The organism is Phenylobacterium sp. SCN 70-31 (assembly GCF_001724605.1).
Taxonomy (GTDB): Bacteria; Pseudomonadota; Alphaproteobacteria; order Caulobacterales; family Caulobacteraceae; genus Phenylobacterium.
In genome coordinates, this window is sequence record NZ_MEEX01000004.1 from 206,204 (window position 1) to 231,812 (window position 25,609).

At 69.8% G+C, this 25,609-nt stretch carries 31 protein-coding genes; 20 read left to right on the plus strand and 11 right to left on the minus strand.

Annotation, left to right across the window (positions count from 1 at the left end; translation table 11 throughout):
* Positions 1-150: 150 nt before the first annotated feature.
* Positions 151-894 (plus strand): pyridoxamine 5'-phosphate oxidase family protein, encoded by a 744-nt coding sequence (locus tag ABS78_RS03285; protein ID WP_293374842.1) that lies wholly within the window; start codon positions 151-153, stop codon positions 892-894.
* On the opposite strand, the gene ABS78_RS03290 is transcribed toward ABS78_RS03285, so the two are convergent.
* The 4 genes from ABS78_RS03290 to ABS78_RS03305 all read right to left on the minus strand — a co-directional run bounded on the left by ABS78_RS03290 (position 857) and on the right by ABS78_RS03305 (position 3,413).
* On the minus strand, positions 857-1,408 hold the full coding sequence (locus ABS78_RS03290) for an ATPase (RefSeq protein ID WP_293374844.1): 552 nt from the start codon (positions 1,406-1,408) through the stop codon (positions 857-859). The genes ABS78_RS03285 and ABS78_RS03290 overlap by 38 nt on opposite strands.
* A gap of 35 nt (positions 1,409-1,443) precedes the next feature.
* Positions 1,444-2,295 carry an aspartate/glutamate racemase family protein gene (locus ABS78_RS03295; RefSeq protein ID WP_293374846.1) on the minus strand — a complete coding sequence of 284 codons (852 nt, stop codon included), beginning with the start codon at positions 2,293-2,295 and terminating at the stop codon, positions 1,444-1,446.
* 72 nt (positions 2,296-2,367) lie between these two features.
* Positions 2,368-2,751 carry a hypothetical protein gene (locus tag ABS78_RS03300; RefSeq protein ID WP_293374848.1) on the minus strand — a complete coding sequence of 128 codons (384 nt, stop codon included), beginning with the start codon at positions 2,749-2,751 and terminating at the stop codon, positions 2,368-2,370.
* A gap of 92 nt (positions 2,752-2,843) precedes the next feature.
* A complete protein-coding gene (locus ABS78_RS03305) occupies positions 2,844-3,413 on the minus strand; it encodes a methylated-DNA--[protein]-cysteine S-methyltransferase (RefSeq protein WP_293374850.1) in 570 nt (189 codons plus the stop codon).
* A 168-nt stretch (positions 3,414-3,581) separates the two neighbouring features.
* Here ABS78_RS03305 and ABS78_RS03310 point away from each other — a divergent pair, with 168 nt between their 5' ends.
* The 4 genes from ABS78_RS03310 to rimM all read left to right on the plus strand — a co-directional run bounded on the left by ABS78_RS03310 (position 3,582) and on the right by rimM (position 6,624).
* The gene (locus ABS78_RS03310) at positions 3,582-3,836 is read left to right on the plus strand and encodes a hypothetical protein (RefSeq protein ID WP_293374851.1); all 255 of its coding nucleotides are present in this window, start codon (positions 3,582-3,584) and stop codon (positions 3,834-3,836) included.
* Positions 3,837-4,026: 190 nt separating this feature from the next.
* Positions 4,027-5,541: a signal recognition particle protein gene (ffh, locus tag ABS78_RS03315; protein ID WP_293374853.1), complete on the plus strand. Its 1,515-nt coding sequence runs from the start codon at positions 4,027-4,029 to the stop codon at positions 5,539-5,541.
* A 24-nt stretch (positions 5,542-5,565) separates the two neighbouring features.
* Entirely contained in the window at positions 5,566-6,099 is a 534-nt protein-coding gene (rpsP, locus tag ABS78_RS03320) for a 30S ribosomal protein S16 (RefSeq protein ID WP_293374855.1), read from the plus strand.
* A gap of 21 nt (positions 6,100-6,120) precedes the next feature.
* Positions 6,121-6,624, plus strand: a complete 504-nt coding sequence (rimM, locus tag ABS78_RS03325) for a ribosome maturation factor RimM (protein ID WP_293375462.1) — start codon at positions 6,121-6,123, stop codon at positions 6,622-6,624.
* A 10-nt stretch (positions 6,625-6,634) separates the two neighbouring features.
* Here rimM and ABS78_RS03330 read toward each other — a convergent pair whose 3' ends face one another.
* Together ABS78_RS03330 and ABS78_RS03335 are read right to left on the minus strand one after the other, a co-directional pair.
* Positions 6,635-7,507 carry an acyl-CoA thioesterase II gene (locus tag ABS78_RS03330; protein WP_293374857.1) on the minus strand — a complete coding sequence of 291 codons (873 nt, stop codon included), beginning with the start codon at positions 7,505-7,507 and terminating at the stop codon, positions 6,635-6,637.
* Between the two features lie 86 nt (positions 7,508-7,593).
* Positions 7,594-8,493, minus strand: a complete 900-nt coding sequence (locus ABS78_RS03335) for an acyl-CoA thioesterase II (RefSeq protein WP_293374859.1) — start codon at positions 8,491-8,493, stop codon at positions 7,594-7,596.
* A 75-nt stretch (positions 8,494-8,568) separates the two neighbouring features.
* Here ABS78_RS03335 and ABS78_RS03340 point away from each other — a divergent pair, with 75 nt between their 5' ends.
* The 5 genes from ABS78_RS03340 (at position 8,569) to ABS78_RS03360 (ending at position 12,017) form a co-directional block, all read left to right on the plus strand.
* The gene (locus ABS78_RS03340; RefSeq protein ID WP_293374861.1) at positions 8,569-9,186 is read left to right on the plus strand and encodes a hypothetical protein; all 618 of its coding nucleotides are present in this window, start codon (positions 8,569-8,571) and stop codon (positions 9,184-9,186) included.
* A gap of 46 nt (positions 9,187-9,232) precedes the next feature.
* The gene (trmD, locus tag ABS78_RS03345) at positions 9,233-9,961 is read left to right on the plus strand and encodes a tRNA (guanosine(37)-N1)-methyltransferase TrmD (RefSeq protein WP_293374863.1); all 729 of its coding nucleotides are present in this window, start codon (positions 9,233-9,235) and stop codon (positions 9,959-9,961) included.
* Positions 9,962-9,981: 20 nt separating this feature from the next.
* Complete coding sequence (rplS, locus tag ABS78_RS03350; RefSeq protein ID WP_293374865.1) at positions 9,982-10,383, plus strand: 50S ribosomal protein L19; 402 nt, start codon at positions 9,982-9,984, stop codon at positions 10,381-10,383.
* Between the two features lie 363 nt (positions 10,384-10,746).
* On the plus strand, positions 10,747-11,334 hold the full coding sequence (locus ABS78_RS03355; RefSeq protein WP_293374867.1) for a 2-hydroxychromene-2-carboxylate isomerase: 588 nt from the start codon (positions 10,747-10,749) through the stop codon (positions 11,332-11,334).
* The gene (locus ABS78_RS03360) at positions 11,331-12,017 is read left to right on the plus strand and encodes an SDR family NAD(P)-dependent oxidoreductase (RefSeq protein WP_293374869.1); all 687 of its coding nucleotides are present in this window, start codon (positions 11,331-11,333) and stop codon (positions 12,015-12,017) included. The genes ABS78_RS03355 and ABS78_RS03360 overlap by 4 nt, the downstream gene beginning before the upstream one ends.
* A gap of 4 nt (positions 12,018-12,021) precedes the next feature.
* Here the strand turns inward: ABS78_RS03360 and ABS78_RS03365 are convergent, their stop codons facing one another.
* The gene (locus ABS78_RS03365) at positions 12,022-12,942 is read right to left on the minus strand and encodes a LysR family transcriptional regulator (RefSeq protein WP_293374871.1); all 921 of its coding nucleotides are present in this window, start codon (positions 12,940-12,942) and stop codon (positions 12,022-12,024) included.
* Between the two features lie 85 nt (positions 12,943-13,027).
* On the opposite strand from ABS78_RS03365, the gene ABS78_RS03370 reads away from it, so the two are divergent.
* From ABS78_RS03370 to ABS78_RS03415, 10 genes are all read left to right on the plus strand, one after another.
* On the plus strand, positions 13,028-14,026 hold the full coding sequence (locus ABS78_RS03370; protein ID WP_293374873.1) for an NAD-dependent epimerase/dehydratase family protein: 999 nt from the start codon (positions 13,028-13,030) through the stop codon (positions 14,024-14,026).
* Between the two features lie 81 nt (positions 14,027-14,107).
* Positions 14,108-15,517, plus strand: a complete 1,410-nt coding sequence (gene leuC, locus ABS78_RS03375) for a 3-isopropylmalate dehydratase large subunit (RefSeq protein ID WP_293375464.1) — start codon at positions 14,108-14,110, stop codon at positions 15,515-15,517.
* Positions 15,518-15,527: 10 nt separating this feature from the next.
* Positions 15,528-16,394, plus strand: coding sequence for a VOC family protein (locus ABS78_RS03380; RefSeq protein WP_293374875.1), 867 nt, complete (start codon positions 15,528-15,530; stop codon positions 16,392-16,394).
* On the plus strand, positions 16,394-17,005 hold the full coding sequence (gene leuD / locus ABS78_RS03385; RefSeq protein ID WP_293374877.1) for a 3-isopropylmalate dehydratase small subunit: 612 nt from the start codon (positions 16,394-16,396) through the stop codon (positions 17,003-17,005). The genes ABS78_RS03380 and leuD overlap by 1 nt, the downstream gene beginning before the upstream one ends.
* Before the next feature lie 93 nt (positions 17,006-17,098).
* Positions 17,099-18,151: a 3-isopropylmalate dehydrogenase gene (gene leuB / locus ABS78_RS03390; RefSeq protein WP_293374879.1), complete on the plus strand. Its 1,053-nt coding sequence runs from the start codon at positions 17,099-17,101 to the stop codon at positions 18,149-18,151.
* Between the two features lie 93 nt (positions 18,152-18,244).
* Positions 18,245-18,616 carry a hypothetical protein gene (locus ABS78_RS03395; RefSeq protein ID WP_293374881.1) on the plus strand — a complete coding sequence of 124 codons (372 nt, stop codon included), beginning with the start codon at positions 18,245-18,247 and terminating at the stop codon, positions 18,614-18,616.
* A gap of 71 nt (positions 18,617-18,687) precedes the next feature.
* Positions 18,688-19,101: an EVE domain-containing protein gene (locus ABS78_RS03400; RefSeq protein WP_293374883.1), complete on the plus strand. Its 414-nt coding sequence runs from the start codon at positions 18,688-18,690 to the stop codon at positions 19,099-19,101.
* Position 19,102: 1 nt separating this feature from the next.
* Positions 19,103-19,642, plus strand: a complete 540-nt coding sequence (locus ABS78_RS03405; protein WP_293374885.1) for a DUF1080 domain-containing protein — start codon at positions 19,103-19,105, stop codon at positions 19,640-19,642.
* Positions 19,605-19,877 (plus strand): DUF1080 domain-containing protein, encoded by a 273-nt coding sequence (locus ABS78_RS03410; RefSeq protein ID WP_293374887.1) that lies wholly within the window; start codon positions 19,605-19,607, stop codon positions 19,875-19,877. The genes ABS78_RS03405 and ABS78_RS03410 overlap by 38 nt, the downstream gene beginning before the upstream one ends.
* Positions 19,878-19,968: 91 nt before the next feature.
* A complete protein-coding gene (locus ABS78_RS03415; RefSeq protein ID WP_293374889.1) occupies positions 19,969-20,733 on the plus strand; it encodes an SDR family oxidoreductase in 765 nt (254 codons plus the stop codon).
* Here the strand turns inward: ABS78_RS03415 and ABS78_RS03420 are convergent.
* From ABS78_RS03420 to ABS78_RS03435, 4 genes are all read right to left on the minus strand, one after another.
* Positions 20,723-21,850: a trypsin-like serine protease gene (locus ABS78_RS03420; protein ID WP_293374890.1), complete on the minus strand. Its 1,128-nt coding sequence runs from the start codon at positions 21,848-21,850 to the stop codon at positions 20,723-20,725. The genes ABS78_RS03415 and ABS78_RS03420 overlap by 11 nt on opposite strands.
* A 219-nt stretch (positions 21,851-22,069) precedes the next feature.
* On the minus strand, positions 22,070-24,316 hold the full coding sequence (locus ABS78_RS03425; RefSeq protein WP_293374892.1) for a xanthine dehydrogenase family protein molybdopterin-binding subunit: 2,247 nt from the start codon (positions 24,314-24,316) through the stop codon (positions 22,070-22,072).
* Between the two features lie 3 nt (positions 24,317-24,319).
* Positions 24,320-24,784, minus strand: coding sequence for a (2Fe-2S)-binding protein (locus ABS78_RS03430; RefSeq protein WP_293374894.1), 465 nt, complete (start codon positions 24,782-24,784; stop codon positions 24,320-24,322).
* A 105-nt stretch (positions 24,785-24,889) separates the two neighbouring features.
* Positions 24,890-25,603 carry a TPM domain-containing protein gene (locus tag ABS78_RS03435; protein WP_293374896.1) on the minus strand — a complete coding sequence of 238 codons (714 nt, stop codon included), beginning with the start codon at positions 25,601-25,603 and terminating at the stop codon, positions 24,890-24,892.
* Between the last annotated feature and the right edge of the window lie 6 nt (positions 25,604-25,609).

A 25,609-nucleotide genomic window follows, 5' to 3' on the forward strand; every position in this document is an offset into this window, starting at 1 on the left:
CCTCCGGGTGGTCTGATATTCTATCGTAAAGTGGATCTTTCGAGCAGACCAGGTAGCGCATAGACCAACGCGCCGAAAGGAGGCCGTGCAAATGGCCGTGTCCCACCCGAACCTGTCGCCCTTACATCCGCCGCTCGGGCGGGTCTGGTCGTGAGCCCGCCGGCCGACGACGGCGTGGCGTTTCAGCCGACGCCACGTTCGCGCGTGCGTCGGCGGCCTCAGCGCGCCCGCTACGACGAAGCGACGGTCTTCGCGCTGCTGGACGCCGGGGTGATGGCGCATGTGGGCTATGTGATCGACGGCCAGCCGTTCGTGACGCCCACCGCCTACTGGCGCGAGGGTCGGCGGCTCTACTGGCATGGCGCCGCCGCCAGCCGGATGCTGCGCACGCTGGCCGGGGGAACGCCGGTGTGCGTCACGGTCAGCTTCCTGGATGGCTTCGTCGTCGGGCGCTCGGGGTTCATCCACTCGCTGAACTATCGTTCGGTGATGGCTTTCGGTCGCGCGCATGCCGTCGAGGATGCGGCCACGAAGCGCCGGGCGATGGACGCCTTCATCGACCGCCTCTACGCCGGTCGCTCGGTGAAGCTTCGCCCGGCCACGGACGGCGAGCTGGCCCAGACGTCGCTGGTCGAGATGGAGATCGAAGAGGCCTCGGCGAAGGTCCGCGAGACGGGGGTGGCCGACCTGCCCGCCGATGCGGGCTGGGCCGCCTGGTGCGGCGTGTTCCCCGTGGAGACCCGCATCGGGACACCACGCCCCGAGCCCGATATGGGCCTCGGCGGCAGCCCGACGCCCGATCTCGCGCCCTATCGTGACGGCGTGCGACTGGATGCGGCTCTGGGCGAGGCCGCCGTCAGGGCTCAGGCGTTCCCGTCTCCACATAGCGCGTGAGGCGGTCCCAGGCCGCATTCAGGACGCCGTCGACAGCGGGCGCGGCCTTCAGGATGAAGTCCCGCGCTCCGCCGACGTGATAGGCGGCCGTGAGTTCGGTGCCCCCGTCCTTCGCTCTGAGTTGAAAGCTCAGCACGGCCGAGACGCCTTCGTCCTGAAGCGGCCCCAGCGGCGCGTCGAGCCGCAGCATCCCCTGCTCTGGCCAGGCCAGGATCACTGTCCCGTGTCGGACGCCGCCGCCCGGCAGGGCTTCGCACCAGCAGCCGCCGGGTTCGAGACGGACGCTCATGTTCTCCGCCTTGCCCGAATAGCTGTGAGCGCCGTCCCACCAGCGGCCGATCTCGCCCAGAGCCTCGTAGACGCGCCCCGGCGGCGCCGCGATCTGGCGCATGGCCTTCAGGCGGAAGCCCTGAGGCCCCGTATCGAGCACTTCGGCGCTGGCGGCGCCTGGCCCCATGCAGACCGGCCCAATACAGAAAAGGGCGGCCACGGCCGCAGCTTTCGTTCGACGCACCGTCGTTCTCCGCGCCATGTTCCCGTAGCCTGCCCTCAGGCCGGTTCGAAACTTAGCGGGCTACCCCAGAAGGTCTCAACCAGACCGTTCTGCGCGCCCGGCGCGCCGGTGGTCAGGAATCGGCGAAGGGCGTCCTGGCCGGGGTCCAGTTCGGGGTGCCGCGCCAGGTAGCGCTCCAGCGCGTCGGCCGTGGCCTCGGGCTGGCGGATTAGCGGCGTCCCCGCCGGCAGGGCCGCCCGGAACAGGTCGGCGACGATCTCGTAGTGGGTGCAGCCCAGGATCGCGCGGTCGGGGGCGCGGCCGATACGGGCGGTGAGCGCCTTCACGTGGCCGGAGATGACCTCGGCCAGCGCCTCGCGCGCCGCGCCGGCTTCGATCATCCGAGCCAGTTCGGGGCAGGGTTCGGAAAAGACGGCCACGTCCTGCCGGCGCTTGTCGATCTCGATCTCGTAGACGCGGCTAGCGGCGGTGGCGGGCGTGGAGAAGACGCCCAGGATATCCAGTTTCTCGACCTTTTCGCCGCGCCGCTCGGCCTCGTGCTCCCACGGCAGGCCGGTCGCCGCCTCTATGGTCGGCACGACGATACCCAGGATATTGACCGGTCGCCCCAGCTCCCGCCGGTAGCCCGGCAGCCAGGTCTGTTGCAGGCGTCGCAGCGCCACGCTGGCGGCGGTGTTGCAGGCCAGGACCACCAGGCTGCACCCCTCGTCGAACAGGCGCATGCAGCCGGCGCGGGTGAGATCCACGATCTCCTCCCCGGGGCGGCCGCCGTATGGGGCGTTGGCCTGGTCGGCGAGGTAGACGAAATCAGCCCGCGGGAAGCGTTCCACCAGCCGGTGATGGACGGTCAGACCGCCCACGCCGGAATCGAACACGCCGATGCTCATGACCCGGTGTTAGAGCGCGTCGGCGCAGGTGTCACCGTGGCTCGCCGGGGAGATTCCGTGCAGACGGAAGCTTCAGCGCCAGACCTGGCCGGCGCGGACGATCCGGGGTGTCGAGAGCCGTTCGCCCACCGACCCGCGCGCCGTGCGGCACATCGCGACGGCGCCGTCCTCTTCCCGGCCTACGATGCGGCAGGTGACGTCCTGGCCGAAGCTGGCGGCCATGAGCGCCCCGCGGCCGGCCTCCGCGATCTCGGGCGCGTCGGCGAGTCGCACCGGGACCCAATTCCTCGGATCGGGGCTGAGCGCCACGCACAGGCGCTGGCCGTCTAGGACGTGCAGGACAGGCCCGCGCATCTCCTCGCCGGCCATCGGCGCCTCGCCGCGGCAGACGTCCGCCTGCGCCACGCCGGATGCGGCGAGGGTCAGGAGGGCGGCGATGGCGAGCGGCTTCAGCATTCTGCGAGGACCTTAGGAGTCCCAACGCCGGACGGGCAGTCGGGTTCGCCCCCTACGCAGCAATACGGAGGCCAGGACGCCGCAGACGCTGGTCAGGTGGCGAACAGGTCGGCCTGGGCCGCCGCCGCCGCCCCCTCGATCGCCAGCAGCTTCAGCTTGGTGTTGACGCCGCCCCGGGCCGAGAACCCGCCGGGCTTGCCGCCGGCGGCCGTCACGCGGTGACAGGGCACGACGATCGGCCAGGGGTTCTTGCCCAGCGCCGCGCCCACGTCGCGGGCCAGCAGCTTGTCGCCCAGGCGTTCGGCGATCTCGCCATAGGTCATCGTCTGTCCGGGCGGGATGCCGCGGGCGATCCCGTAGACCTTCGCGTGGAACCCGGGCGTGCGCGACAGGTCCAGCGGCGCGGCCGTGAGGTCGGCCTTCTCGCCGCGCATGAGGCGCCGGACGCCTTCGACGGTCGCGGCGAGGCGGTCGGGGATCTCGGCTTCGGCCGCATCGGGGAGCCGGCGCAGGACGCCGCGGCGGCAGGTTTCCGCGTCGCGCTCGGGGAGATGGCAGGCCACGAGGCCGACATCGTTCCAGGCGACGCCGGCCACGCCGATGGCGGTGTCGAACAGGTTGAACCGAATGGGGGCGAACCGGATGGGATCGGGCTGCGTCATGCATGGAAGATAGCGTCGTTCGCCGATCTTCGCTGGCGGCTTTCGGACGTGAATGGGCTCAGCACGCCACGGCGAGATACAGGGCGGTCGCGACCATCATCCAGTCCGCGAGATCGTTGTGGAAGTCACCGGACGCGTGTGGAACAAAGGTCGCGGAGGGCCGTCCGCTTGACGAGTTGGGTCAGCTTGGTGAGCAAGGCCGCGTTGGTGCTTTTCCTCATTTCCACGCTGGTCACCTTCTGGCTCACGACGAAAATCCTCGACCACCGACGCGGTCGCCAACTCTCGGCGCTCCGCGTGATGCTCAACCCTATGATACTTGACGCTGCGGCGCTGACCGACGAGGGACGGCGCTATCATCGACGGCTTGTTCAGGTTTGGAGCGTCGGTCTGGTTTCTGGCTCATCGCCCTGTTCGGGATGATTTTCGGCGCCTAGTGTCGTTCCTTGACCTGATCGCCCCTTGAGCGCATAAGCGCGCCCTTCCGGCGCCAACCTCGGTCAGCGCCCTCCACCGCTACGACCCCCATCGCATGGGACGAGAGCGGCGAGGCCCCCCGTCCACGCAATCGTGCACGGGGGTCAACTGCGTTTGGGCCACAGGAGAATTGCGTTTGTTCGACGCGCTGACAGATCGGCTGACAGGGGTCTTCGACCGGCTTTCCGGCCGCGGCGTGCTGTCCGAGAAGGACGTGGCCGAGGTGATGCGGGAGATCCGCGTCGCCCTGCTCGAGGCCGACGTCGCCCTGCCCGTCGTCCGCGACTTCATCGCCAAGGCCACCGAAGCCGCCACCGGCGAGGCGGTGATCCGGGCGGTGAAGCCCGCCGACCAGGTGGTCAAGATCACCTATGACGGCCTGGTCGAGATGTTGGGAGGAGACGGCGAGCCCGAGGGCCTGAACCTCTCGCTCAACCCGCCCACCGTGATCCTGATGGCCGGCCTCCAGGGGTCGGGCAAGACCACCACCGCCGGCAAGCTGGCGCTGAAACTGGTCAAGGACCGCAAGAAGGTCCTGCTGGCCTCGCTCGATACGCGCCGCCCGGCGGCCATGGAGCAACTCGGCATGCTGGCCGAGCAAGCGGGCGCGAACTTCCTGCCCATCGTCGCCGGCCAGTCCGCCCCCGACATCGCCCGGCGCGCCATGCAGGCGGCGAAGCTCCAGGGCTTCGACATCCTGATCCTCGACACCGCCGGCCGCACGACCATCGACGAGGCGATGATGTCCGAGGCGGCCGAGATCGCGAAGATCTCGACGCCGTCCGAGACCCTGCTGGTCGCCGACGCCCTGACCGGCCAGGACGCGGTGCGCACGGCCAAGGCGTTCCTCGAGCGCCTGCCCCTGACCGGCCTGGTGCTCACCCGGGCCGACGGCGACGGCCGCGGCGGCGCGGCGCTGTCGATGCGCCAGGTCACGGGCCTGCCCATCAAGTTCCTGGGCGTCTCGGAGAAGATCGATGGCCTGGACGCCTTCGACGCCCAGCGGGTCGCCGGCCGGATCCTGGGCCGTGGCGATGTGGTGGCGCTGGTCGAGAGAGCCGCCCAGGAACTGGACATGGCCAAGGCGGAAGCCACGGCCAGGAAGCTGGCCAAGGGCCAGTTCGACCTCGAGATGATGGCCGACCAGCTCGGCCAGATGAAGCGCATGGGCGGCATGGACGGGCTGATGGGCCTGCTGCCCGGCGTCCAGAAGATGAAGCGTCAGATCGCCGACAGCGGCCTGAGCGACAAGACCTTCGACCGGCAGGTGGCGATCATCTCGTCGATGACGAAGGCGGAGCGGAAAAAGCCCGACATCCTCCAGGCCTCGCGCAAGCGCCGCATCGCGGCCGGCGCCGGGGTGGACGTGGCCGAGGTGAACCGCCTGCTGAAACAGCACCGCCAGATGGCCGACGCCTTCAAGGCGATGAGCAAGAACGGCGGCAAGGGCTTCGGCCAGATGGCCAAGATGCTGGGCGCCGGCGGGCTCGACATGGGCAAGCTGGGCCAGATGGCCGGCGGCGGGCAGCAGCCCACGCCCGAACAGATCGAAGAGATGGCCGCCAAGCTCAAGTCGATGCCCGGTGGCCTGCCGAAACTTCCCGGATTGGGGGGCGGCCTGCCTCCCGGCTTCAATCCCTTCAAGAAATAGCTTCCAGACCAAGGACTTACGAAAATGCTGAAGATCCGTCTCGCCCGTGGCGGCGCCAAGAAGCGCCCCTACTACTCGATCGTCGTCGCCGACAGCCACTCGCCCCGCGACGGCCGCTTCATCGAGAAGGTCGGTTCGTACAATCCGCTGCTCAAGAAGGACGACCCGAACCGCGTCGTGCTGAAGGTCGAGCGCATCCAGGAATGGATCAAGAAGGGCGCCCAGCCCACCGACCGCGTCGCCCGCGAGCTGGGCAAGGTCGGCGTCGTGAAATGGGAAGCCAGCAACAACCCGAAGAAGGGCGAACCCGGCCAGAAGGCCAAGGAACGCGTGGAAGAACGCGCGCAGCGCGAAGCCGACCGCAAGGCCGCCGAGGAAACCGCCGCGGCGGAAGCGGCCGAAGCCGCCGCCGCCGCAGCCGCCGCCCCGGCTGAGGAGCCGGCCGCCGAAGAGGCTGCTCCGGTCGAGGCCGCCGCCGAAGCCGCGCCTGCCGCTGAAGCCGCCGCCGAGGAGGCTCCGGCCGCCGAAGCCGCGCCCGAAGGCGAACAGCAGGCCTGAGGCGACGTGGACCAGGGCCCGATCGAGGTCGGCCTGATCGAGGTCGGGCGGGTCGCGGGCGCCTTCGGCGTCCGCGGCGAGGTGCGGATCACGGCTTACACGGCCGACGCCCTCGCCCTGATGGACTACCGGGACCTGAAGCGTGCGGACGGCTCGCCCGCCCTCACGCTGGTCTCGGGGCGCGCGGCCAAGGGCGGCGTGGTGGCGCGCGCCCGCGAGGTGGAGACGCGCGAGGAAGCCGAGGCGCTGCGCGGCCTCAGGCTGTACGTCCCCAGAACGGCCCTGCCGGAGCCGGACGAGGACGAGTTCTATATCACCGACCTCGTGGGCCTGTCGGTCCGAGACCCCGATGGCGTGGTGCTCGGCCGGATCCGTTCGGTCCAGGATTTCGGCGCGGGCGACCTCCTGGAAATCCAACCCGAGGCCGGCGCGAGCTGGTATCTGCCCTTCACCCGCGATGCCGTGCCCGAGGTGAGGATCGCCGAGGGCGTGGTGGTCGCCGTGCGGCCTGAGGAGACGGAATAATCCCTCCCTATCAAGGGAGGGACTTTTTGCGCATCCGCATCAGTCCCTCCTGGGCGCAGCTTGCGACCAGCGCGCCGTCCGAGGCGCGGTAGATGTAGCCCAGGTTGAAGCCGCGGCCGCCCGAGGCCGAGGGGCTTTCCTGGACGTACAGGTGCCATTCGTTGAAGTCGGTGGGCCGGTGGAACCACATGGCGTGGTCCAGGCTGGCCGACTGGAAGCCCGGCGTGCGCCAGCTCACGCCGTGGGGACGGATCGACGTTCCCAGCAGGCTCATGTCGGAGGCATAGGCCAGGATCACCTGATGCATGTGGGCGTCGCCGCCGATCGGATGGCGGGCGCGGAACCATACCTGCTGGTTCGGCGGCCGGGGGTCGGGACTGGCGCTGTCGAAGCGGCCATCGACCGTACGCATCTCGATGGGGCGGACCCTGTCGATCCAGTCGTCGTCCTCGTCGGGCGTGCTTTCCGCGAGGCGCCGGCGCATCGCCGCGTCGTCTTCCACGGCCTCCCAGGCTGGCGCGTCCGGCATGTCGGCCTGGTGCTCGAAGCCTTCTTCCTCCGTCTGGAACGAGGCGGCCAGGTTGAAGATCTGCTGGCCCTTCTGGACGGCGATGACGCGCCGGGTGGTGAAGCTGCCGCCGTCGCGCGAACGGTCCACCTCGAAGATGATCGGGATGGTCGGGTCGCCGGGCCGGATGAAGTAGCAGTGCAGCGAGTGGCAGATGCGATCCTCGACCGTCTCATAGGCGGCCAGAAGCGACTGGGCGATCACCTGACCGCCGTAGATGCGCTGACGCTGTTCCTTGTCGGGCGTCGTTCCCCGGAACAGGTTCACTTCCAGGCGCTCCAGCTCCAGCGTCTGGGCGAGGGTCTCGGTGTCCATGGCGTCCGCGATGCTGCAAGTGCGAAGGGCGAGGGGATACGCCCCCGCCGGACAAGCGGCAATCCCTCGCCATTGCAGGCAAGAGGCTACTTCGGCGGGCGCATCCGCATCAGACCCTCCTGCGCCACGCTCGCCACGAGCGTTCCATCCTCGGCGTAGATCGCACCGCGGATCAGGCCGCGGCCGTCCGAGGCCGACGGGCTGTCGTGGACGTAGAGGTGCCACTGGTTGAAGTCTGTGGGGCGGTGGAACCACATGGCGTGATCCAGGCTGGCCGACTGGAATCCCGGCGTGTTCCAATGGACGCCGTACGGTCGCATGGCGGTCGACAGCAGGTTCATGTCCGACGCATAGGCCAGGATCACCTGGTGCATGTGGGCGTCGCCCCCGATGGGCGTGCGGCAACGGAACCAGTTCTGCGAGACCGGCTCCTTGGGGCCTGTCTTCCAGTAGGTGCGGGCGTCCTGGGACCGCATCTCGATCGGCATCGGCCGGGAAAGCCAGCGCTTGGCCTCTTCGGGTGCGTTCTTCAGCAGTTCCTTCATCACCTCGACCTGGTCCGGGAGTTCGGACCAGTGCGGGCCGGCCGGCATTCCGGCCTGGTGACTGAAGCCTTCCTCCGGGTCCTTGAACGAGGCCGCAAGGTTGAAGATCTGTTTGCCGTGCTGGATCGCCACCACGCGCCGGGTGGTGAAGCTGCCCCCGTCGCGCGACCGGTCCACTTCGAACACGATCGGTACGGTCGGGTCGCCCGGCCGGATGAAATAGCAGTGCAGAGAGTGGCAGACGCGGGCGTCGATGGTCTCGTAGGCCGCCAGCAACGACTGGGCGATCACCTGCCCGCCGAAGATACGCCCGGGCGCGGTGTCGGGCGAGGTTCCCCGGAAGAGGTTCTCCTCGATCCGTTCGAGTTGCAGGGTCTCCACCAGGGTCTCGTCCTGCGCGGCGTGTTCGGGAGCGGCGCCTGAGGCGGTGATCTCGGTCATGGCGGCGCCCTTACGCTCCGCACCTGGGACCGGCAAGGTGTTGCATCGGCGCAAATCGTCGCCCCATCTAGGCGCATGGGGGAGACCGCGGATCACCCGAGGCCGATCTGGCGCACGCCGCTGGCCGCGGCGCTGGCGGCGTGGATGGCCGGGATCGTGGGCGCGACCCTGGCGGCGCCCGCCATCCTGGAGACGGCGCCTGGCGCCGCGGGCCCGGTGATCCTGGCGGCGATCTTCGTCGTGCCCCCGCCGGTGCTGGCGGTCTGGAGCTTCTGGACGCTGCTGAGCGATCCCGAGACGGGCTGGATCGCGCCCACGGTGCTGATGAGTTTCCTGGGCGCCTTCGTGCCCGGCTTCCAGCCGCTTCTGGACGCCGGGGTGCGCCTGAATTTCGAGGCCCGGCGACCGGCCTACGAGGCCATCGTTGCGGAAACGCGTTCCGGTCGGCTGGTCGGTGTGGCGGATTCCGCCGGCTGGATCAGCGGAGAGAGCCGGGGCGTGCGCTTCCGGTACCGCCCGCAGCACCCCGGTGTGGTGGATTTCGTCTGGTATCGCGCCTACGGCGTGCGCGTGGGCGTCCGTTACGACGACAGCCCCTGCGTGGCCCGGCCCGGCTTGAGTTGCGTGGCGGGCGGCGAGCCGCTGGACGGACCGTTCACCTACTACTTGCGGGTATTCGAGGTTCGTCTCTGAGGCCTGCCCACTTGACGTGAGGGCGACGGCGGCGGCTTTGGGCGCCATGTCCTTCGACTGCACCGTGCTGACCATGTTCCCGGAGGCGTTTCCGGGCCCGCTCGGCGTCTCCCTGATCGGGACGGCGTGGCGAGACGCCGCGCTCTGGTCCTTGGAAACAGTGGACATTCGGGGCTTTTCCACGGATAAGCGCGGCTTCCTCGACGACACCCCTGCGGGTGGCGGGCCGGGGCAGGTGATGCGGGCCGACGTGATCGCCTCTGCGCTCGACAGCGTGGAGCGGGGCGGACGCCCGCTTTTGTACATGAGCGCCAGGGGTCGCCCCCTGACCCAGGCGCGCGTGAAGGAATGGGCCCAGGCGCCTGGGCTGATCGTCCTGTGCGGGCGGTTCGAGGGGGTGGACCAGCGGGTGCTCGACGCCCGGGGGTTCGAGGAGATCTCCGTCGGAGACGCGGTGCTCGCCGGTGGCGAGGCGGCGGCGATGGTGGTGATCGAGGCGTGCGTACGGCTCGTTCCGGGTGTGCTGGGACAGGCCGAGAGTCTGAGTGAAGAAAGCTTCGAGGACGGGCTTCTCGAACACCCGCAGTACACGCGACCGCGGACGTTCGAGGAGCTGGAGATCCCCGAGGTGCTGCTGTCCGGAAACCACGCGCGGATCCGCGGGTGGCGCCAGGATCAGCGGGAAGCAACCACGCGGGAGCGGCGTCCGGACCTCTGGGCGCAGCGTTCCGCCAATCAACAGGCAAAGGGCGGCCCGACCCAAGACGGCGGGTAAGCCCAGTAAGGATGAGACCGATGAACGTGATTGAACAACTCCGCAAGGAAGAGGCCGACCGCCTCCTGGCCGTCCGCAAGATCCCCGAGTTCCGCCCCGGCGACACGGTGCGCGTGAACGTGAAGATCAAGGAAGGCGAGCGCGAGCGCGTCCAGGCTTATGAGGGCGTCTGCATCGCCCGCGCGGGGGAAGGCGTCGACGAGAACTTCACCGTCCGCAAGATTTCGTTCGGCGAGGGCGTGGAGCGCGTGTTCCCGATCCTGTCGCCGAACATCGAGAGCATCGAGGTGAAGCGCCGGGGCGTCGTGCGCCGCGCCAAGCTCTACTACCTGCGTGACCGTCGCGGGAAGTCGGCCCGGATCGCCGAGCGCCAGATGACGGCGACGACCAAGGAAGCCGCGCCCGAGAAGACCGAGGGCTGAAGCTCCAGGAGCAACGAAATGCGAACGGCGGCTGGAGCGATCCAGCCGCCGTTTTTGCATGCGCTTCCGCGCCGACGGCGCGGATGTCGGAAAGCGACATCTGAAAACCCGCAAAAAAGCCGGAACCGCTCCAGCTCCTCATCGGGAAGCGTAGCCCCTCTTTCCAGGCAGGGAATTGTGGGGATTCGCCACTCGCTCAGGTCGTGGGCGGGCGGATCGAATGACCGGCGCGCTCAAGGACCTCGCCGCACGGACAAATCCCGTCGCCTTGCCCAGAAAAGTTGTGACCGATCGTGCCCTTTTCTGATTTGCAGGGCGTCTGTGCTCTGGGCTTCATGGCGATCAGCGGAAGGAGGCCGCCCCATGGCCCGCGTCGAGTTCTTCTTCGATTTTGGAAGTCCCTACAGTTATCTCGCCCATAGCCAGCTCTCAGGCCTGGGCGTCGAGGTGGTCCTGCGCCCGATGGCGGTGCTGAAGGTGATGGAGGCGGTGGGCAACCAGCCCACCACCTTGCAGTCGGCGGCCAAGGGCCGCTACGCCCGCGCCGATCTCGGCCGCTGGGCCGGGCGCTATGGCGTGCCCCTCAACCCGGCGCGGGCGCAGACCAACGACGGCCAGGCCTGCGCCCGCGCGGTCCTGGCGGCCGGGCGGATCGGAGCGGCGCGTGAGGCGACCGCGGCCCTGTTCCACGCCTTCTGGGGCGTCGGCGACCCGGTCGGGACCCTGCCCGAGATCCTGGCGGTCCTGGCCGCCGCCGGCCTGGATGTCGAGGCGCTGGAGCCGCTGATCGACAGCCCCGAGGTTGTTGCGGAACTGGAGGCCAACACCCGCGAAGCGGCCGAACGCGGCGTCTTCGGCGCTCCCACCCTCTTCGTCGGCGACGACATGTACTTCGGCAACGACCGGCTCGATTTCGTCCGCGAGCGCCTGGCCGCGGAGATCGCCGCATGAAGCCCTTGGCCCTCGTCACGGGTGTCGGTCCCGGGACCGGCGCGGCCATCGCCCGACGCTTCTCCGACGGCGGCTACCGCGTCGCCATGCTGGCCCGCGACGCCGACCGGCTGGCCGCGCTGGCCGCCGAGATCCCCGACAGCCTGGCCGTCCCCTGTGACGTAAGCGATCCCGCCGCTCTTCAGGCCGCGATCGAACGCATCGGCGCGCCGAAGGTGGTCGTCCACAACGCCGTCGGGGGCGCGTTCGGCGCCTTCGCCGATATCGATCCGGCCGTGCTGGAGCGGAACTTCCAGGTGAATGTCATGGCGTTGCTGCATCTGGCGCGTCTGACGACGCCGGCCATGATCGAGGCGGGCGAGGGCGCGCTGATCGTCACCGGCAACACATCGGCGCTGCGCGGGCGGGCCAACTTCGCCGGCTTCGCGCCCACCAAGGCCGCCCAGCGCATTCTGGCCGAGTCCATCGCCCGGGACGTGGGGCCGAAGGGCGTCCATGTGGCCTATCTGGTCATCGACGCGGTGATCGACCTGGCCTGGACGCGGGCGCGCTACAAGGATGCTCCGGACGACTTCTTCATCCAGCCGGCCGACATCGCGGGCGAAGTGTTCCACCTGGCCCACCAGCCGCGCACGGCCTGGTCGTTCCTGTCGGAGGTGCGGCCGTTCCGCGAGACCTGGTAGGCGCTCAGGGCGCCGATCGGCCCAACTCGCCTTGCTCCCCATCCGCCACATAGTCGGCGAACGCCTTCACCAGATGGTCGAACATCAGGCGCATACGCGGGGCGCCGCGCAGGGTCTCGTGCATGCAGATCCAGATGTCGAGGTCGAACCTGAACAGGTCGGGGAGGACGGCCACCAGGCCCTCGCGCCGGCCGATCAGGGTCTGGCAGGCGCCGATGCCGACGCCGGCCTTGATGGCGGCGAGCTGGGCCACGTCGTTGTCGGTCCTGTAGGTGAAGAGATCGCGGGTGATCGGCTGGCCGATCGAGATGTCCTTGGCGATCTCGGGCAGGTCGCGGTCGAAGCCGATGAGCGTGTGCTGCGCCAGCTCCTCGAAGCTGGCGGGTACGCCGTGCCGCGCCAGATACGCCGGCGTGGCGTGGAAGCCGAGGCGGAGGGCGCCCACCTTGCGCGCCACGAGACTGTTCTGCGTGGGACGCGACATGCGCACGGCGATGTCGGCGTCGCGCCGGCTCAGATCGTCGTTCTTGTTGTTGAGGGTGAGTTCCACCGTCACGCCCGGATGCGCCTCCCGGAACCGCGCCATCATGGGCGGGATCACCTCGATGCCGACGATCTCGCTGACGGTGACGCGGACGACGCCTCCTTCGCCGCTGACGATGCCGTCGATGTCGCGCCCGGCCGCCGCCGCGGCGGCGGCCATGTCGTCGAGATGCGGCCGGAAGGCCAGCGCCAGATCGGTGGGCTGGAGCCCCCGAGGACTGCGCAGGAACAGCGGCGCGCCGAGCTGGCGTTCGAGCTGGTCGATGTGGCGGCCCAGCGTGGGCTGGGTCAACCGGCGCAGGCGCGCGGCGGCCGAGAAACTGCCGGCCTGAAGGACGGCGTGCAGGCTCTGGAGCAGGTCCCAGTCGGGGGTTCCGGGCATGCGTCATCGAATAGCTGTTCTGCTGGATTGCGCAATTCTGATCGGCTTTGAGCCGTGGCTTCTGGGGGTGAAGACGGAGGCTCCGATGAACCGACCCACGATCGACGCCGCGACGGCTCGCCAAGATGGTCCCCTGGCGCTGGTGATCGGCGCGACCGGCGGAATCGGCGGCGCCCTGGCGGAGCGTCTGCTCGCGGAGGGTTGGCGCGTGCGTGCGGCGCACCGCGATCCCGAGCGGGCCCGTTCGACGAATGTCCCGGCGGGGCTGGACTGGGTGAAGGCCGACGCACTGGACGCCGGCGCCGTCACGGCCGCCGCCGACGAGGCGGAGATCATCGTCCACGCGGTCAACCCGCCCGCCTATCGGAACTGGTCCGGCCTCCAGATGCCGATGCTGGAATCCAGCCTCGCCGCGGCTCGGACGAGCGGCGCCCGGATCCTGTTTCCCGGCACGGTCTACAACTACGGCCCGGATGTCTTCCCCCGGATCGGGGAGGAGGCGCCGCAGAATCCGGTCACGCGGAAAGGGGCCATCCGGGTGCGGATGGAGACGGCGTTGCGCGAGGCGGGCGTTCGGTTTCTGATCGTCCGCGCCGGCGACTTCTTCGGTCCGAGGCCGGGCAACAACTGGTTGTCGCAGGGGGTGGTGCGCGCCGGCCGGCCCGTCGCGGCCGTCAGCTATCCCGGCCCCCTGGAGGTACATCACGCATGGGCGTTTCTGCCCGACGTGGCCGAGACCTTCGCGCGGCTGTTGAACACCCCGCTGGCGGATCAGGCGGTGTTCCACATGGAGGGGCACGCGATCACCGGCCACGAACTGGTCGCGGGCCTGGAAGCGGCCGCGGGGCGGCGGCTCGCAGTGAAGCGCACGCCCTGGCTGGCCCTGGCCGCGGTCGCGCCATTCAACGAGACCCTGCGCGAACTCCAGGAGGTCCGATACCTCTGGCGCGAGACCGTGCTGCTGGACAACACGCGCCTTCGCGCCAGCCTGGGCGAGGAGCCTCGCACCCCGCTGATCGAGGCGCTGCGCACGGCCCTCGCCGGCCAGGGTTCGCTTCCGGCAAGCCTGATTGACGCCGCCTGAGAAAATTTTTGCTGCGTTCGCACCTGGACTGCGGCGCCGCAGCACTAGACGTGCGCGCGGTCGGCGACCTACATGCGGGCCATGCCCGGCAAGACGCTCTACGACAAGATCTGGGACGCCCACGTCGTCGACGAACAGGACGGCGAGGCGATCCTCTACATCGACCTGCATCTGATCCATGAGGTGACGACGCCCCAGGCCTTCGCCGGCCTGCGCGCCAACCGTCGGGGCGTGCGGCGGCCGGATCGCACGCTGGCGGTGGCCGACCACAACGTTCCCACCGAGGACCAGGATCTCGGCGTCGACGCCGTTCAGGACGAGGAGGCGCGCCTCCAGCTCCAGACGCTGGGCAAGAACGTCGCCGAGTACGGCATCGAATACTTCCCCATGGGCGACGTTCGGAACGGCATCGTCCACGTGGTGGGTCCCGAACAGGGCCGGACCCAACCGGGCATGACCATCGTCTGCGGCGACAGCCACACGTCCACCCACGGCGCGTTCGGGGCGCTCGCGCACGGGATCGGCACGTCCGAGGTCGAGCACGTTCTGGCCACCCAGACCCTGCGCCAGAAGAAGGCGAAGAACTTCCGCGTCCGCATCGAGGGCGAGCCGGCCCCCGGCGTCGGCGCCAAGGACTTCGCGCTGGCGGTCATCGGCGTGATCGGCACCGCCGGCGGCACCGGATATGTCATCGAATACGCCGGCTCGGCGGTGCGCGGCCTATCGATGGAAGGCCGCATGACGCTCTGCAACCTGACCATCGAGGGCGGCGCCCGGGCGGGTCTCGTGGCGCCTGACGAGACCACCTTCGACTATCTCCGGGGACGGCCTTCGGCGCCCAAGGGCGGCGGCTGGGAGATGGCGGTCGGCTACTGGAAGACGCTGTTCAGCGACGATGACGCCGTCTTCGACCGCGAGATCGTGCTGGACGCCGCGCAGATCGCCCCCAGCGTCACCTGGGGCACCAGCCCCGAGGACGTGATCCCCGTGACCGGAACCGTGCCTGCCCCCGACAGCTTCGCGACGCCGGACAAGCGCGCCTCGGCCGCCCGGGCGCTGGACTACATGGGCCTGGCCGCCGGCCAGCCCATCACCGAGGCCAAGGTGGACGTGGTCTTCATCGGGTCGTGCACCAACAGCCGCATCGAGGACATGCGCGCGGCGGCCAAGGTGGTCGAGGGGCGCAGGGTCGCCGACGGCGTGCGCGCGATGGTGGTCCCAGGGTCGGGCCTCGTGCGCGCCCAGGCCGAGGAAGAGGGGCTGGACGAGGTGTTCAAGGCCGCCGGCTTCGAGTGGCGCGAGCCCGGCTGCTCGATGTGCCTGGGCATGAACCCCGATCGCCTGACGCCCGGCCAGCGCTGCGCCTCGACCTCGAACCGCAATTTCGAGGGCCGCCAGGGCCGCGGGGGCCGCACCCACCTGATGAGCCCCGCCATGGCCGCCGCCGCCGCCGTCACCGGCCATATCGTGGACGTGCGGGAGCTGCTGTGAGCGTCCGGCCATGATCACGGGCCTGGACCACATCGCCGTCGTCGTTCGCGACCTGGACGCCGCCGCGCGCGGCTATAGCCGCCTTCTGGGCCTGGAGGCCGACTGGATCGGGTCGGGCGGCGGCGTGCGCCAGGCCTGGTTCCAGCTTCCCAACACGGCGCTCGACCTCATCTCTCCGGACGGAGAAGGCGCCTTCTCCGACGGCCTGCGCAAGCGGCTGGAGGCCCGGGGCGAAGGCGTCCTGGCCTATGCCTTCCGGACGCCCGACATCGCGGCGGCGGCGAAACTGATGAACCGTCGGGGACTGCCCGCTTCGACGCCGACGCCGCTGACCCTGACGGCCGCCGACGGCCGCACCCGAACCTGGACGACTTCGAACCTCGACCCGGCCGCGACCGGCGGGCTGCCGCTGATCCTCACCCAGGCCGCCGAGCTGCCGCTCTCCCCGCCGTCGACGGATGCGGCGATCACCCGTCTCGACCACGTCGTGGTGCTGACCGAGAACGTGGACCGGGCCCTGGCGGTCTATGGCGCGAAGCTGGGCCTGGACCTGCGGCTCGACCGCGAGAACCCCCAGTGGAGCGCGCGCCAGCTCTTTTTCCGCTGCGGGGACGCAGTGGTGGAGATGGCCGCCCGCATCGGTGGCGAGGCCAAGCCTGAGTCCAGGGATCGCTCGGGCGGCCTCGCCTGGCGGGTGGCCGATCCGCACGCCGCCCAGGCCCGCATCGCCGCCGCTGGCTTCGACGTCTCGGAGGTCCGCGTCGGCCGAAAGCCCGGCACCCACGTCTTCACCGTCCGCGACGCCCCCGAGGGGACGACGCTGGGCGGCGTGCCCATGATCATGCTCAGCGCCGAGCCCAGATTGGAAACCGCCTGATGGAAGCCTTCACGCGCCTCGACGCCGCCGCCGCGCCCCTGCCGTTGGCCAACATCGATACGGACCAGATCATCCCCAAGCAGTTCCTCAAGACGGTGGAGCGCGCGGGGCTGGCGAAGGGCCTCTTCTACGAATACCGCTTCGACGAGCAGGGCCGGGAGATTCCCGACTTCGTGCTGAACCAGCCGGCCTACAAGGGTGCGGGCGTGTTGATCGCCGGCGACAATTTCGGCTGCGGATCGAGCCGGGAGCATGCGCCCTGGGCGCTGATGGACTTCGGCATCCGTTGCGTGATCAGCACCAGCTTCGCCGACATCTTCTACAACAACTGCTTTCAGAACGGCTTGCTGCCGGTGGTCCTGAAGGCGGACGAGGTGCGTCAGCTCATGGACGAGGCCCGGGGCGGCAACCACGTGGTCTCGGTGGACCTGGAGGCCCAGACCGTCACCTCGCCGTCCGGCGCCGTCTTCCGCTTCGAGATCGACCCCAAGCGCAAGGCCAAGATGCTGAAGGGCCTGGACGCCATCGGCGAGACGCTGGAGGCGGCCCCGGCCATCGACACCTACGAGATGAAGCGCGCGCTCTCCCAGCCCTGGCTGGAAGGCGCGTGACCGCGGGGCGGCGCCTGTTGGGGGTTCCGGATCGGAACCTCAGCCTGTACGAGGACGCCGCCGAACGGCCGCTCTAGCTTTCCGGGGATATCCATGACCGACCTGCTCCTCCTGCCCGGCGACGGGATCGGGCCCGAGGTGACCGCGCAGGTGCGCCGCGTGGCGCAGGCGCTGACGCCGGACCTGAAGCTGGACGAGCGGCCGTTCGGCGGCGTCAGCTACGACGCCCATGGCGTGCCCCTGACCGACGAGGCTCTGGCGACCGCGAAGGCGGCGCGCGCGGTGCTGATGGGCGCGGTGGGCGGGCCGCAGTGGGCCGGTGCGCCGCGCGACAAGCGGCCCGAAGCGGGGCTCCTGAATCTGCGTGCGGGCATGAAGGTGTTCGCCAACCTGCGCCCGGCCCTGTGCTTCGGTCCGCTGGCCGAGGCATCCAGCCTCAAGCGCGAGCTGGTCGAGGGCCTGGACATCATGATCGTCCGCGAGCTGACCGGCGGCATCTACTTCGGCGAGCCGCGGTTCATCGAGGACCTGCCGGGCGGCGGCAAGCGCGCCGTGGACACCCAGGTCTACACCACCGCCGAGATCGAGCGCGTGGCCCGGGTGGCCTTCGAACTGGCCCGGGGACGGCGCAACAAGGTGCACAGCGCCGAGAAGTCCAACGTCATGGATTCCGGCCTGCTCTGGCGCGAGGTGGTCACCGACCTGCACCGCCGGGAGTACGCCGACGTCCAGCTCGAACACATCCTGGCCGACAACGCCGCGATGCAGATCGTCAAGGCGCCCAAGCAGTTCGACGTCCTGCTGACCGACAACCTGTTCGGCGACATCCTGTCGGACGCGGCGGCCCAGCTCACCGGCTCGCTGGGCATGCTGCCGTCGGCGGCGCTGGGGGTGGCGGGAACGCCGGGCCTCTACGAGCCCATCCATGGCTCGGCGCCCGACATCGCGGGCCAGGGCGTCGCGAACCCGCTGGCGGCGATCCTGTCGTTCGAGATGGCCCTGCGCTGGTCCCTCGACCGGGCGGCCGAGGCCGACCGCCTGTTCGCGGCGGTCGAGGCGGCGCTCGCCGGCGGCGCCCGCACCCGCGACCTGGGCGGCGCCCTGACGACGGTGCAGATGGGCGACGCTGTGCTGGCTGCGCTCTGACGTCGAGCTGCGCGTAGGCCCTCGTTAAGGGGCCTCGCCTATACGGTCGCCCACGGTCGCGTTCCGGACCGGAAGTTCGACGGGCAGTCCGCCGTGCGCGACGACAACGAGACACCGAAGCCGGTCCATCGCCGCGCCGGCGACGCCGATGTCCTGGCGCTGGCCGAAGGTCTGGCGTCGGCTCTGGGGCGCACGCTCGACCGCACCGATCTGGATGTGCTTCGCACCGTGGCGGAAAGCTACCCGGACGTCGGCCGCGACGGCGCCGGCGAGGTGGTGGCGAGCCTGAAGGGCCTGATCGACGACTTCCTGGCCACCGACGCCTACGACCGCGAGGCCGTCTTGGTGCATGTCCGCGCCTGGCGCTTCATGGTCAGCCGCAAGCCCGACAAGCGCGAGCGCCTGAAGATCCTGTCGGGCCTGGGCGAGGTGCGCGACCTCTACGCGGCCTCCCGCGCCGCGTGATCGACCCGCGCCGTTGACGCGCGCCCCGGGCCACCGCCATCGTGCGGTCGATCAAAGCCGGAGACCGCCTCGTGGCCGCATCCCATTGGCTCGTGAAGTCCGAGCCCGACGCCTACGCTTTCGCCGACCTCCAGCGGGACGGCAGGACCGTCTGGGACGGCGTCCGCAACAACGCCGCCGCCCTGCACCTGAAGGCCATGAAGGTGGGGGACCCGGTGCTCTACTACCACTCCCAGGAGGGTAAGGCCGTGGTTGGCGTGGCCGAGGTGGTCCGGGAGGCCTTTCCGGACGCCAGCGATCCCGCCGGCCGGTTCGTGGCCGTGGAGCTGAAGCCCGTGCGTCCGTTGCGGCGTGAGGTCACCCTGGCGGACATGAAGGCCAACCCGGCGCTGGCCGGCATGGCGATGCTGCGCCAGAGCCGGCTCTCGGTGTCGCCGGTTTCCCCCGAAGAGTGGGCCGAGATCCAGAGGATGGCGGGGGAATAGGATGGGTCGGCGCCGGACTGTCCTGACCTCGGTCGCGGTCCTCGCGGCCTTTTGCGCCACGTCGGTGTGCGCCCAGCCGCGACCGGAGGATACCGAGGTCCACGCGCCCGTCCCGGCGATCGTCACGCCGGGAGACGCCCCGGGCGCGCCGCCCTCGGACGCCGTCGTCCTGTTCGACGGCGCGAACCTGGACGAATGGGTGAGCGTCCGCGACCAGGGCCCGGCCGGCTGGACGATCGTGGAGGGGACTCTGGAGGTCCGTCTCGCCGCGGGAAACATCGAGACCAAGCGGCGCTTCGGCAGCTATCAGCTTCACATCGAGTGGCGCGTGCCCGAGGGGGTGACCGGGACGGGCCAGCTCCGCGGCAACAGCGGCCTGTTCCTGGCCTCGACCGGACCGGGTGATGCGGGGTACGAACTTCAGATCCTCGATCCGTTCGAGAACCCCACCTACGTCAACGGCCAGGCCGCCAGCGTGTACAAACAGGCGCCGCCGCTGGCGAATGCGGGTCGACCGCCTTGGCCGGTGGCAGGTCTATGACGTGGTCTGGACGGCGCCGCGCTTCGCCGCCGACGGTCGTCTGGAGGCGCCGGCCCGCGTCACGGCGTTCCACAACGGCGTGCTGGTGCAGAACGACACGGAACTGAAGGGGCCGACGCGGTTCATCGGCCCGCCGCAATACGTCCCGCACGGCCGTTCGCCCATCAAGCTCCAGGCCCATGCCGGCGGCGGTCCCGTGAGCTTCCGCAACATCTGGGTCCGGCCTCTCGACTGAGCCGGCGAGCTTACTTCGGCGCGGATCGACCTCTAGCAGGCCGGCCCTCTATGGCTTACGCGGGCGTCCGACAGATCAAGGAGGGACGCTCATGGAACTGAAAGACAAGGTGGTCGTCGTCACCGGCGCGGCGAGCGGCATCGGCCGGGCCATGGCGGTGAAGTTCGCGCAGGCGGGCGCCAAGGCCGTCGTCTGCGCCGACCGCGACCTGGCCGGCGCGGAGGAGACGGCGAAGATGTGCGGCGGTCGCGCCATTCGCACCGATGTCTCGAACGAAGCCGACATCCAGGCCCTGATCGAGACCACCGAGGCCGAGGTGGGCCCCATCGACCTGTTCTGTTCGAACGCCGGCATCGGGGTGGGCGGCGGCGCCGAGGCGGCCAACGACGACTGGCAGCGTATCTGGGACATCAACGTCATGGCCCACGTGTGGGCCGCGCGTCATCTCGTGCCCCGGATGGCGGCGCGGGGCGGCGGATACCTGGTCAATACGGCCTCGGCGGCGGGGCTGCTGTCACAGATCGGCTCTGCGCCCTACGCGGTGACCAAGCACGCCGCGGTGGGCCTGGCGGAGTGGCTGGCGATCACCCACGGCGACGAGGGCATCAAGGTCTCGGTCCTCTGCCCGCAGGCGGTGCGTACGGCCATGACCGCCGACAATCCCGACGGCGTCGCCTCGATCGACGGCATGATGGAGCCCGAGACCGTCGCCGACGCGGTTGTCCGCGCCATCGGCGCCGAAGAGTTCCTGATCCTGCCGCATCCGGAGGTGCTGCAGTACATGCGCAACAAGACCGACGACTACGGCCGCTGGATCGGCGGCATGCGCAAGCTGAACCGGCGGTTCAGGGGATAGCTCCCGCGCGCCCCCGGCGTCGGCGCAGGCCGGCGCCGGCGAGCCCGAATCCGCCGATCATGAGCGCCCAGGCCGAAGGCTCGGGCACCATGGCGCTGCGGATGAAGTCGGCGTGGAGGAACAGAGGCACCAGGCCGTTGAATTCGCCGAAGGTGCTGTTCAGGACATCGTCCACATCGCCGAAGGCCGAGCCGAAACTGAGTCCGTAGGAGCTGATGGAGGCGATGCGGCCGTCGATGAACTGCGGCCCGCCCGAGTCGCCGGGCGCCGTGCCCACCTCGAGGCCGCCGACGCCCAGGCCGCAATACTTGGCGCCGCCCAGGCCGAAGGCGGCGGCGACGCGGCACGAGGTGTCGTTGAGGGCCAGGCCGCTGTCGAAGTCGGACAGGTAGGAGAAGGTGACGTCGGCGGTCCCGAAGAAGCCGTCCCAGAAGCCGCCGAAGTCGTCGTCGCCCAGGCGGAAGGCGTACGCGTTGTCGCCCTGACGGAGGATGCCGGAGCCCAGGTTGTGCCCGACCTCGCCGCCGGTGTCGGAGCGGCGGCCCACGCCCGCGACGTTGAAGCCCTGACCCGTGAGGTCGCCGCCGTCGTAGATGTCGTAAGCCGTGGCGTAACCGGGAGCGAATTCGGCCAGCCGCAGCACGGCCACGTCGTTCTGGTCGATGACCTCGCCGGTGTAGTCCGGATTGACGAAGTAGTCGGTCACGGCCACGGCGGTCGCATCGGCGTTGGCGTGCAGTACGGCGTCGGGGTTGTCGCCGCCATAGAAGAAGACTGTGGTCTGGTCGGGCCTGCGCAGGTCGTCGCCGTCGGTCACGCAGTGACCGGCCGTGACGACGGACCGTCTGTCCGAGAGCAGGGACCCGGTGCAGATGAACGAGCCGACTCCCGCATAGGTGGAAATGATCGAGACGACGCCGTTGTGCTGCGGGCGAATGGGGCCGTAGATCGGATCCCCGCCGCCCAGCGCCGTGGCCGACGAACCCAGACCGACGATGGTGTTGGCCGCGGTCCAGGTCACGCCATTGAACTCGCCCGATATTAAGGCAGAGCTTGCAACGGCGGGAACGCAAGCCAGCGCCGCCGCAGCGGCCACGACCCGATTGCGCATCGACATGTCTCGCCTCTCCCGCACGGCGGAATCGCCGTTCCAGGAACGCTGCAATACTTCGTGGCCGAATGCACCAAAAAGTTGATCTGGTGCGCGCCTCGGCCTACCGGCGCCGCCGACGCGCGCACAAACGCGCACGGCGTGCGGAATCCGCGCACCGGTCCGATCGCCCTGCGTCCGGCCTCTCGGCGCCGAAGCGCGTGGGGCGCGCCCCTTCTGTTCCCGTCAGGCCTTCAGCATGTCCGGCGTGAGCGGCAGGCTGCGGATGCGCTTGCCGGTGGCCGCGAAGATGGCGTTGGTCAGCGCCGGGATCGCGGGCGGCAGGGCCGGTTCGCCCAGGCCGGTGGGGTTGAAGTCGGTCTTCAGGAACTTGACCTCCACCGGGCAGGCCTCGGAGATCCGCATCAGCGGATAGTCGCCGAAGTTGCTCTGTTCCACGGCGCCGTTCGCCACGGTGATCTGCTGGTGCAGGGCCTCGGACAGGCCGTCCAGCACCGAGCCCTGGACCTGGTTCAACGCGCCGTGGGGGTTGATGATCTGGCGGCCCACGTCGGCGGCCACCCAGACCTTTTTCACCTTCACGCCGCCCTCCGCCGAGACGCCTACGTGACAGACCTCGGCGAAGTAGCCGAGGTGGCTGTAGTAGCAGCCTACGCCCAGCCCCTCGCCCTTGGGCAGCGTACTGCGGCTGGCCCACGGCGACATGTCGCGCACCGCGCGCAGGACGCCGACCATGCGGCCCGCGCCATAGGCGGCCGGAGCCTGCCCCACCACCTCCTGGTCGCCCAGCAGCTTGATCTGGAATTCCAGGGGGTCGGCGCCTGCTGCGTGCGCCAACTCGTCGATGAAGGACTGGAAGACGAAGGCCAGGGCGTTCGACCCGGGCGCCCGCAGCGGGCCTGTGGGGACGCCCAACGGGATCATGCTGACGTCGAAGCGGAGGTTCGGGACGAAGCGCGACGGGAACTCGGCCGCCGACATGCCCGCGCTGGGGGCGATGGCGTCCTTGTTGGAGAAGGTGACGAAGTGGTCGGCGAGCGCGACCAGATTCCCCTGCGCGTCCAGCCCGCCCTTCAGGTAGTGGAACCCGGCCGGGCGGTAGTGGTCGTGCTGCATGTCGTCTTCGCGGGTCCACAGCACCTGCACCGGGGCGCCCACCTCGCGTGAGATCCACGCGGCCTCGACCATGTAGTCGTTGGCCAGCCGCCGGCCGAAACCGCCGCCGCCGCGCACCATGTGGACGGTGATGTCCTCGGGCGCCAGGCCCAGCGTCTTGGCGCAGAGCTGACGGCCCGGCTCCGGATTCTGGGTCGGCGCCCAGACCTCCAGCTTACCGTCCTTGAACTCGGCCGTGCAGTTCTGCGGTTCGAGGTTGGCGTGGCTGAGGAACGGATAAGCGTAGGCTGCTTCGACCGTCTTGGCTGCGCCCTTGAGGGCGGCGTCGACGTCCCCGTCATTGCGGAGGTTGCGCTGGGGCTTTCCGGCGTTGAGCGTGGCGGCCTTATCGGCATAACCCTTGGACGACTGCTGCGAGGTCGGATGGTCGGCCCAGCTCACGTTGAGCCGGTCCCGGCCCTTCTTCGCCGCCCACCAAGTGTCGGCCACGACCGCCACGCCCGGCATGAGGCCCTGGCCGATGTTGCCGGGGCCGGGGGCGAAGGCGTCGGGATGTCCCTCGACGATGAAGGCCGCCTTCACGCCCTTGACGGCCCTGGCCGCTTCGAGATCGGCGCTGGCCACCTTGGCGCCGAAGACCGGCGCCTTGACGTAGGTTGCGAACAGCATGCCCGGCCGACGCTGGTCGATGCCGAACAGAGGCTGGCCGGTGACGATCTTCGCCGTGTCGTACTGCGCCAGAGGCCGGCCCACGATCCGGTAGTCCTTGGGCTCCTTCAGCGTCAGGGTCTTGGGATCGGGCGGCGTGACCGTCGCGCAGGCCAGCGCAAGCGAACCGTAGGTGCGCTTCTTGCCGGTCGGCTTGTGGATCACCGCGCCAGGTTCGGTGACGCAGTCGCCCGGCCCGCAGTTCCACGCGGTGGCCGCGGCCTGGATCAGCATGGCGCGGGCCACGGCGCCGACCCGTCGATGCTCGTCCCAATGCATCGGGGTGGCCATCGATCCGCCGGCGAACTGGCGGCCGTAGGTCTTGGGATCGTTGGGGGCCATCTCGACGCGGACGTCCTCCCACGGGACGTCCAGCTCCTCGGCGATCAGCATGGGCAACATGGTCTTCACGCCCTGGCCGACGTCGGGCGCCTTGGCCAGGATGGTGACCTTCCCGTCCGGCGCCACGGTCACATAGGCGTTCAGCGGGCGGATCGCGTCGTCCTGGGCGTCGGTCTGGGCCTGGGCCTTGCCCGCGACGACGAAGCCGAGCGTCAGGCCGGCGGCGCTGACCGAGACCAGCACGTCGCGACGGCTGGCGCCCGTCTGCTGGCCGGATTGGGGAAGGTGCTTGTCATGATAGGTCATGGCTCAGGCTTCCTTCTGGCCGGAGGCGCGCTTGATGGCCGCGCGGATGCGGACGTAGGTGGCGCAGCGGCAGAGGTTGCCCTCCATCGCCTCGTCGATCTGGGCGTCCGTGGGCTTCGGCGTCGCGGCCAGCAGCGCGGTGGCCGACATGATCTGGCCCGCCTGGCAGTATCCGCACTGGGCCACGTCCAGTTCGGTCCAGGCCGCCTGGACCTTTTTGCCGACACGGTGGACCGCCATGCCTTCGATCGTGGAGACCTTCGCCTTGCCGACGGCTTCGACCGGGATCTGGCAGGCGCGCATGGCCTGTCCGTCGATATGCACGGTACAGGCGCCACAGGCGGCGACGCCGCAACCGTACTTCGTTCCCACCAGTCCCAGGGTGTCGCGCAGCACCCAGAGCAGCGGTGTGTCGCCGTCCACGTCGGCGCGCAGCGCCTTCCCGTTCACGTTCAGGGTATAGGCCATGGCGCGTCGTCTCCCGCTTATCCCGTAAATGCTAACGCCGGTTTCGGATGCGGCAAAGCGCGGGAATGATGACAGGCCCGTAACCTTCGCCGCTGCGCCGCGATCCTATGCGCTGGGAAGGACCACGACGGCGTCGGACAGCTCGTTGGGATTGTCGTCCGGGTGGGCCGGAAACCGTTCGGCCAGAACCTTGCCGCACAGGTCAACCGCGGCGGCGAAGCCGGCCCCGGGCTGGCCCCGCTTCAGGCCGTCGGTGAGGGCCGACATGGCGCGCTCCCACGCGCTCGCATCGACCTGCGCGTCGATGCCCTCGTCCGCGATCAGCTCGGCCATGTGCTCGGCCAACGACACATAGATCAGCACGCCGGTGCGTTCGCGGGTGGCGTGAAGGTTCTTGGACAGGAACTGTTCCTCGGCCCGCTGGCGGACGCGGTCGCGCTTCATGCCGCGAGGCGTCAGCGCGCGCCGGATGGGGGGTATGGCCACGACGAACAGGGTCGTGAAGAAGAGTGCGGCCTGCAGCGCCAGCGTTCCGATCAGGGCGGCCCGCGCCGTGGCTTCGCCCACGTCCTCGACCTGTGCGGCGGTCCAGCCGCCGAAGGTCGAGATGTCGGGCGCCGTCACCTGGACGCCGGCCAGCAGCAGGATCGCGGGCGCCAGGAGCGCCACGCCGGCCGCCCAGGCCAGGGGCGTGGCGTGGTAGTCCGCGCTCTCCTCGGCGACGACGCAGTAGATCTCGCCGGTGGTGCGGGCCTCGGCGGCGCGCACGGCGGCTTCGATCGCGGCGAGGTCCTCGGGGCTCAGGGGCTTCACGGCCATGTCGCC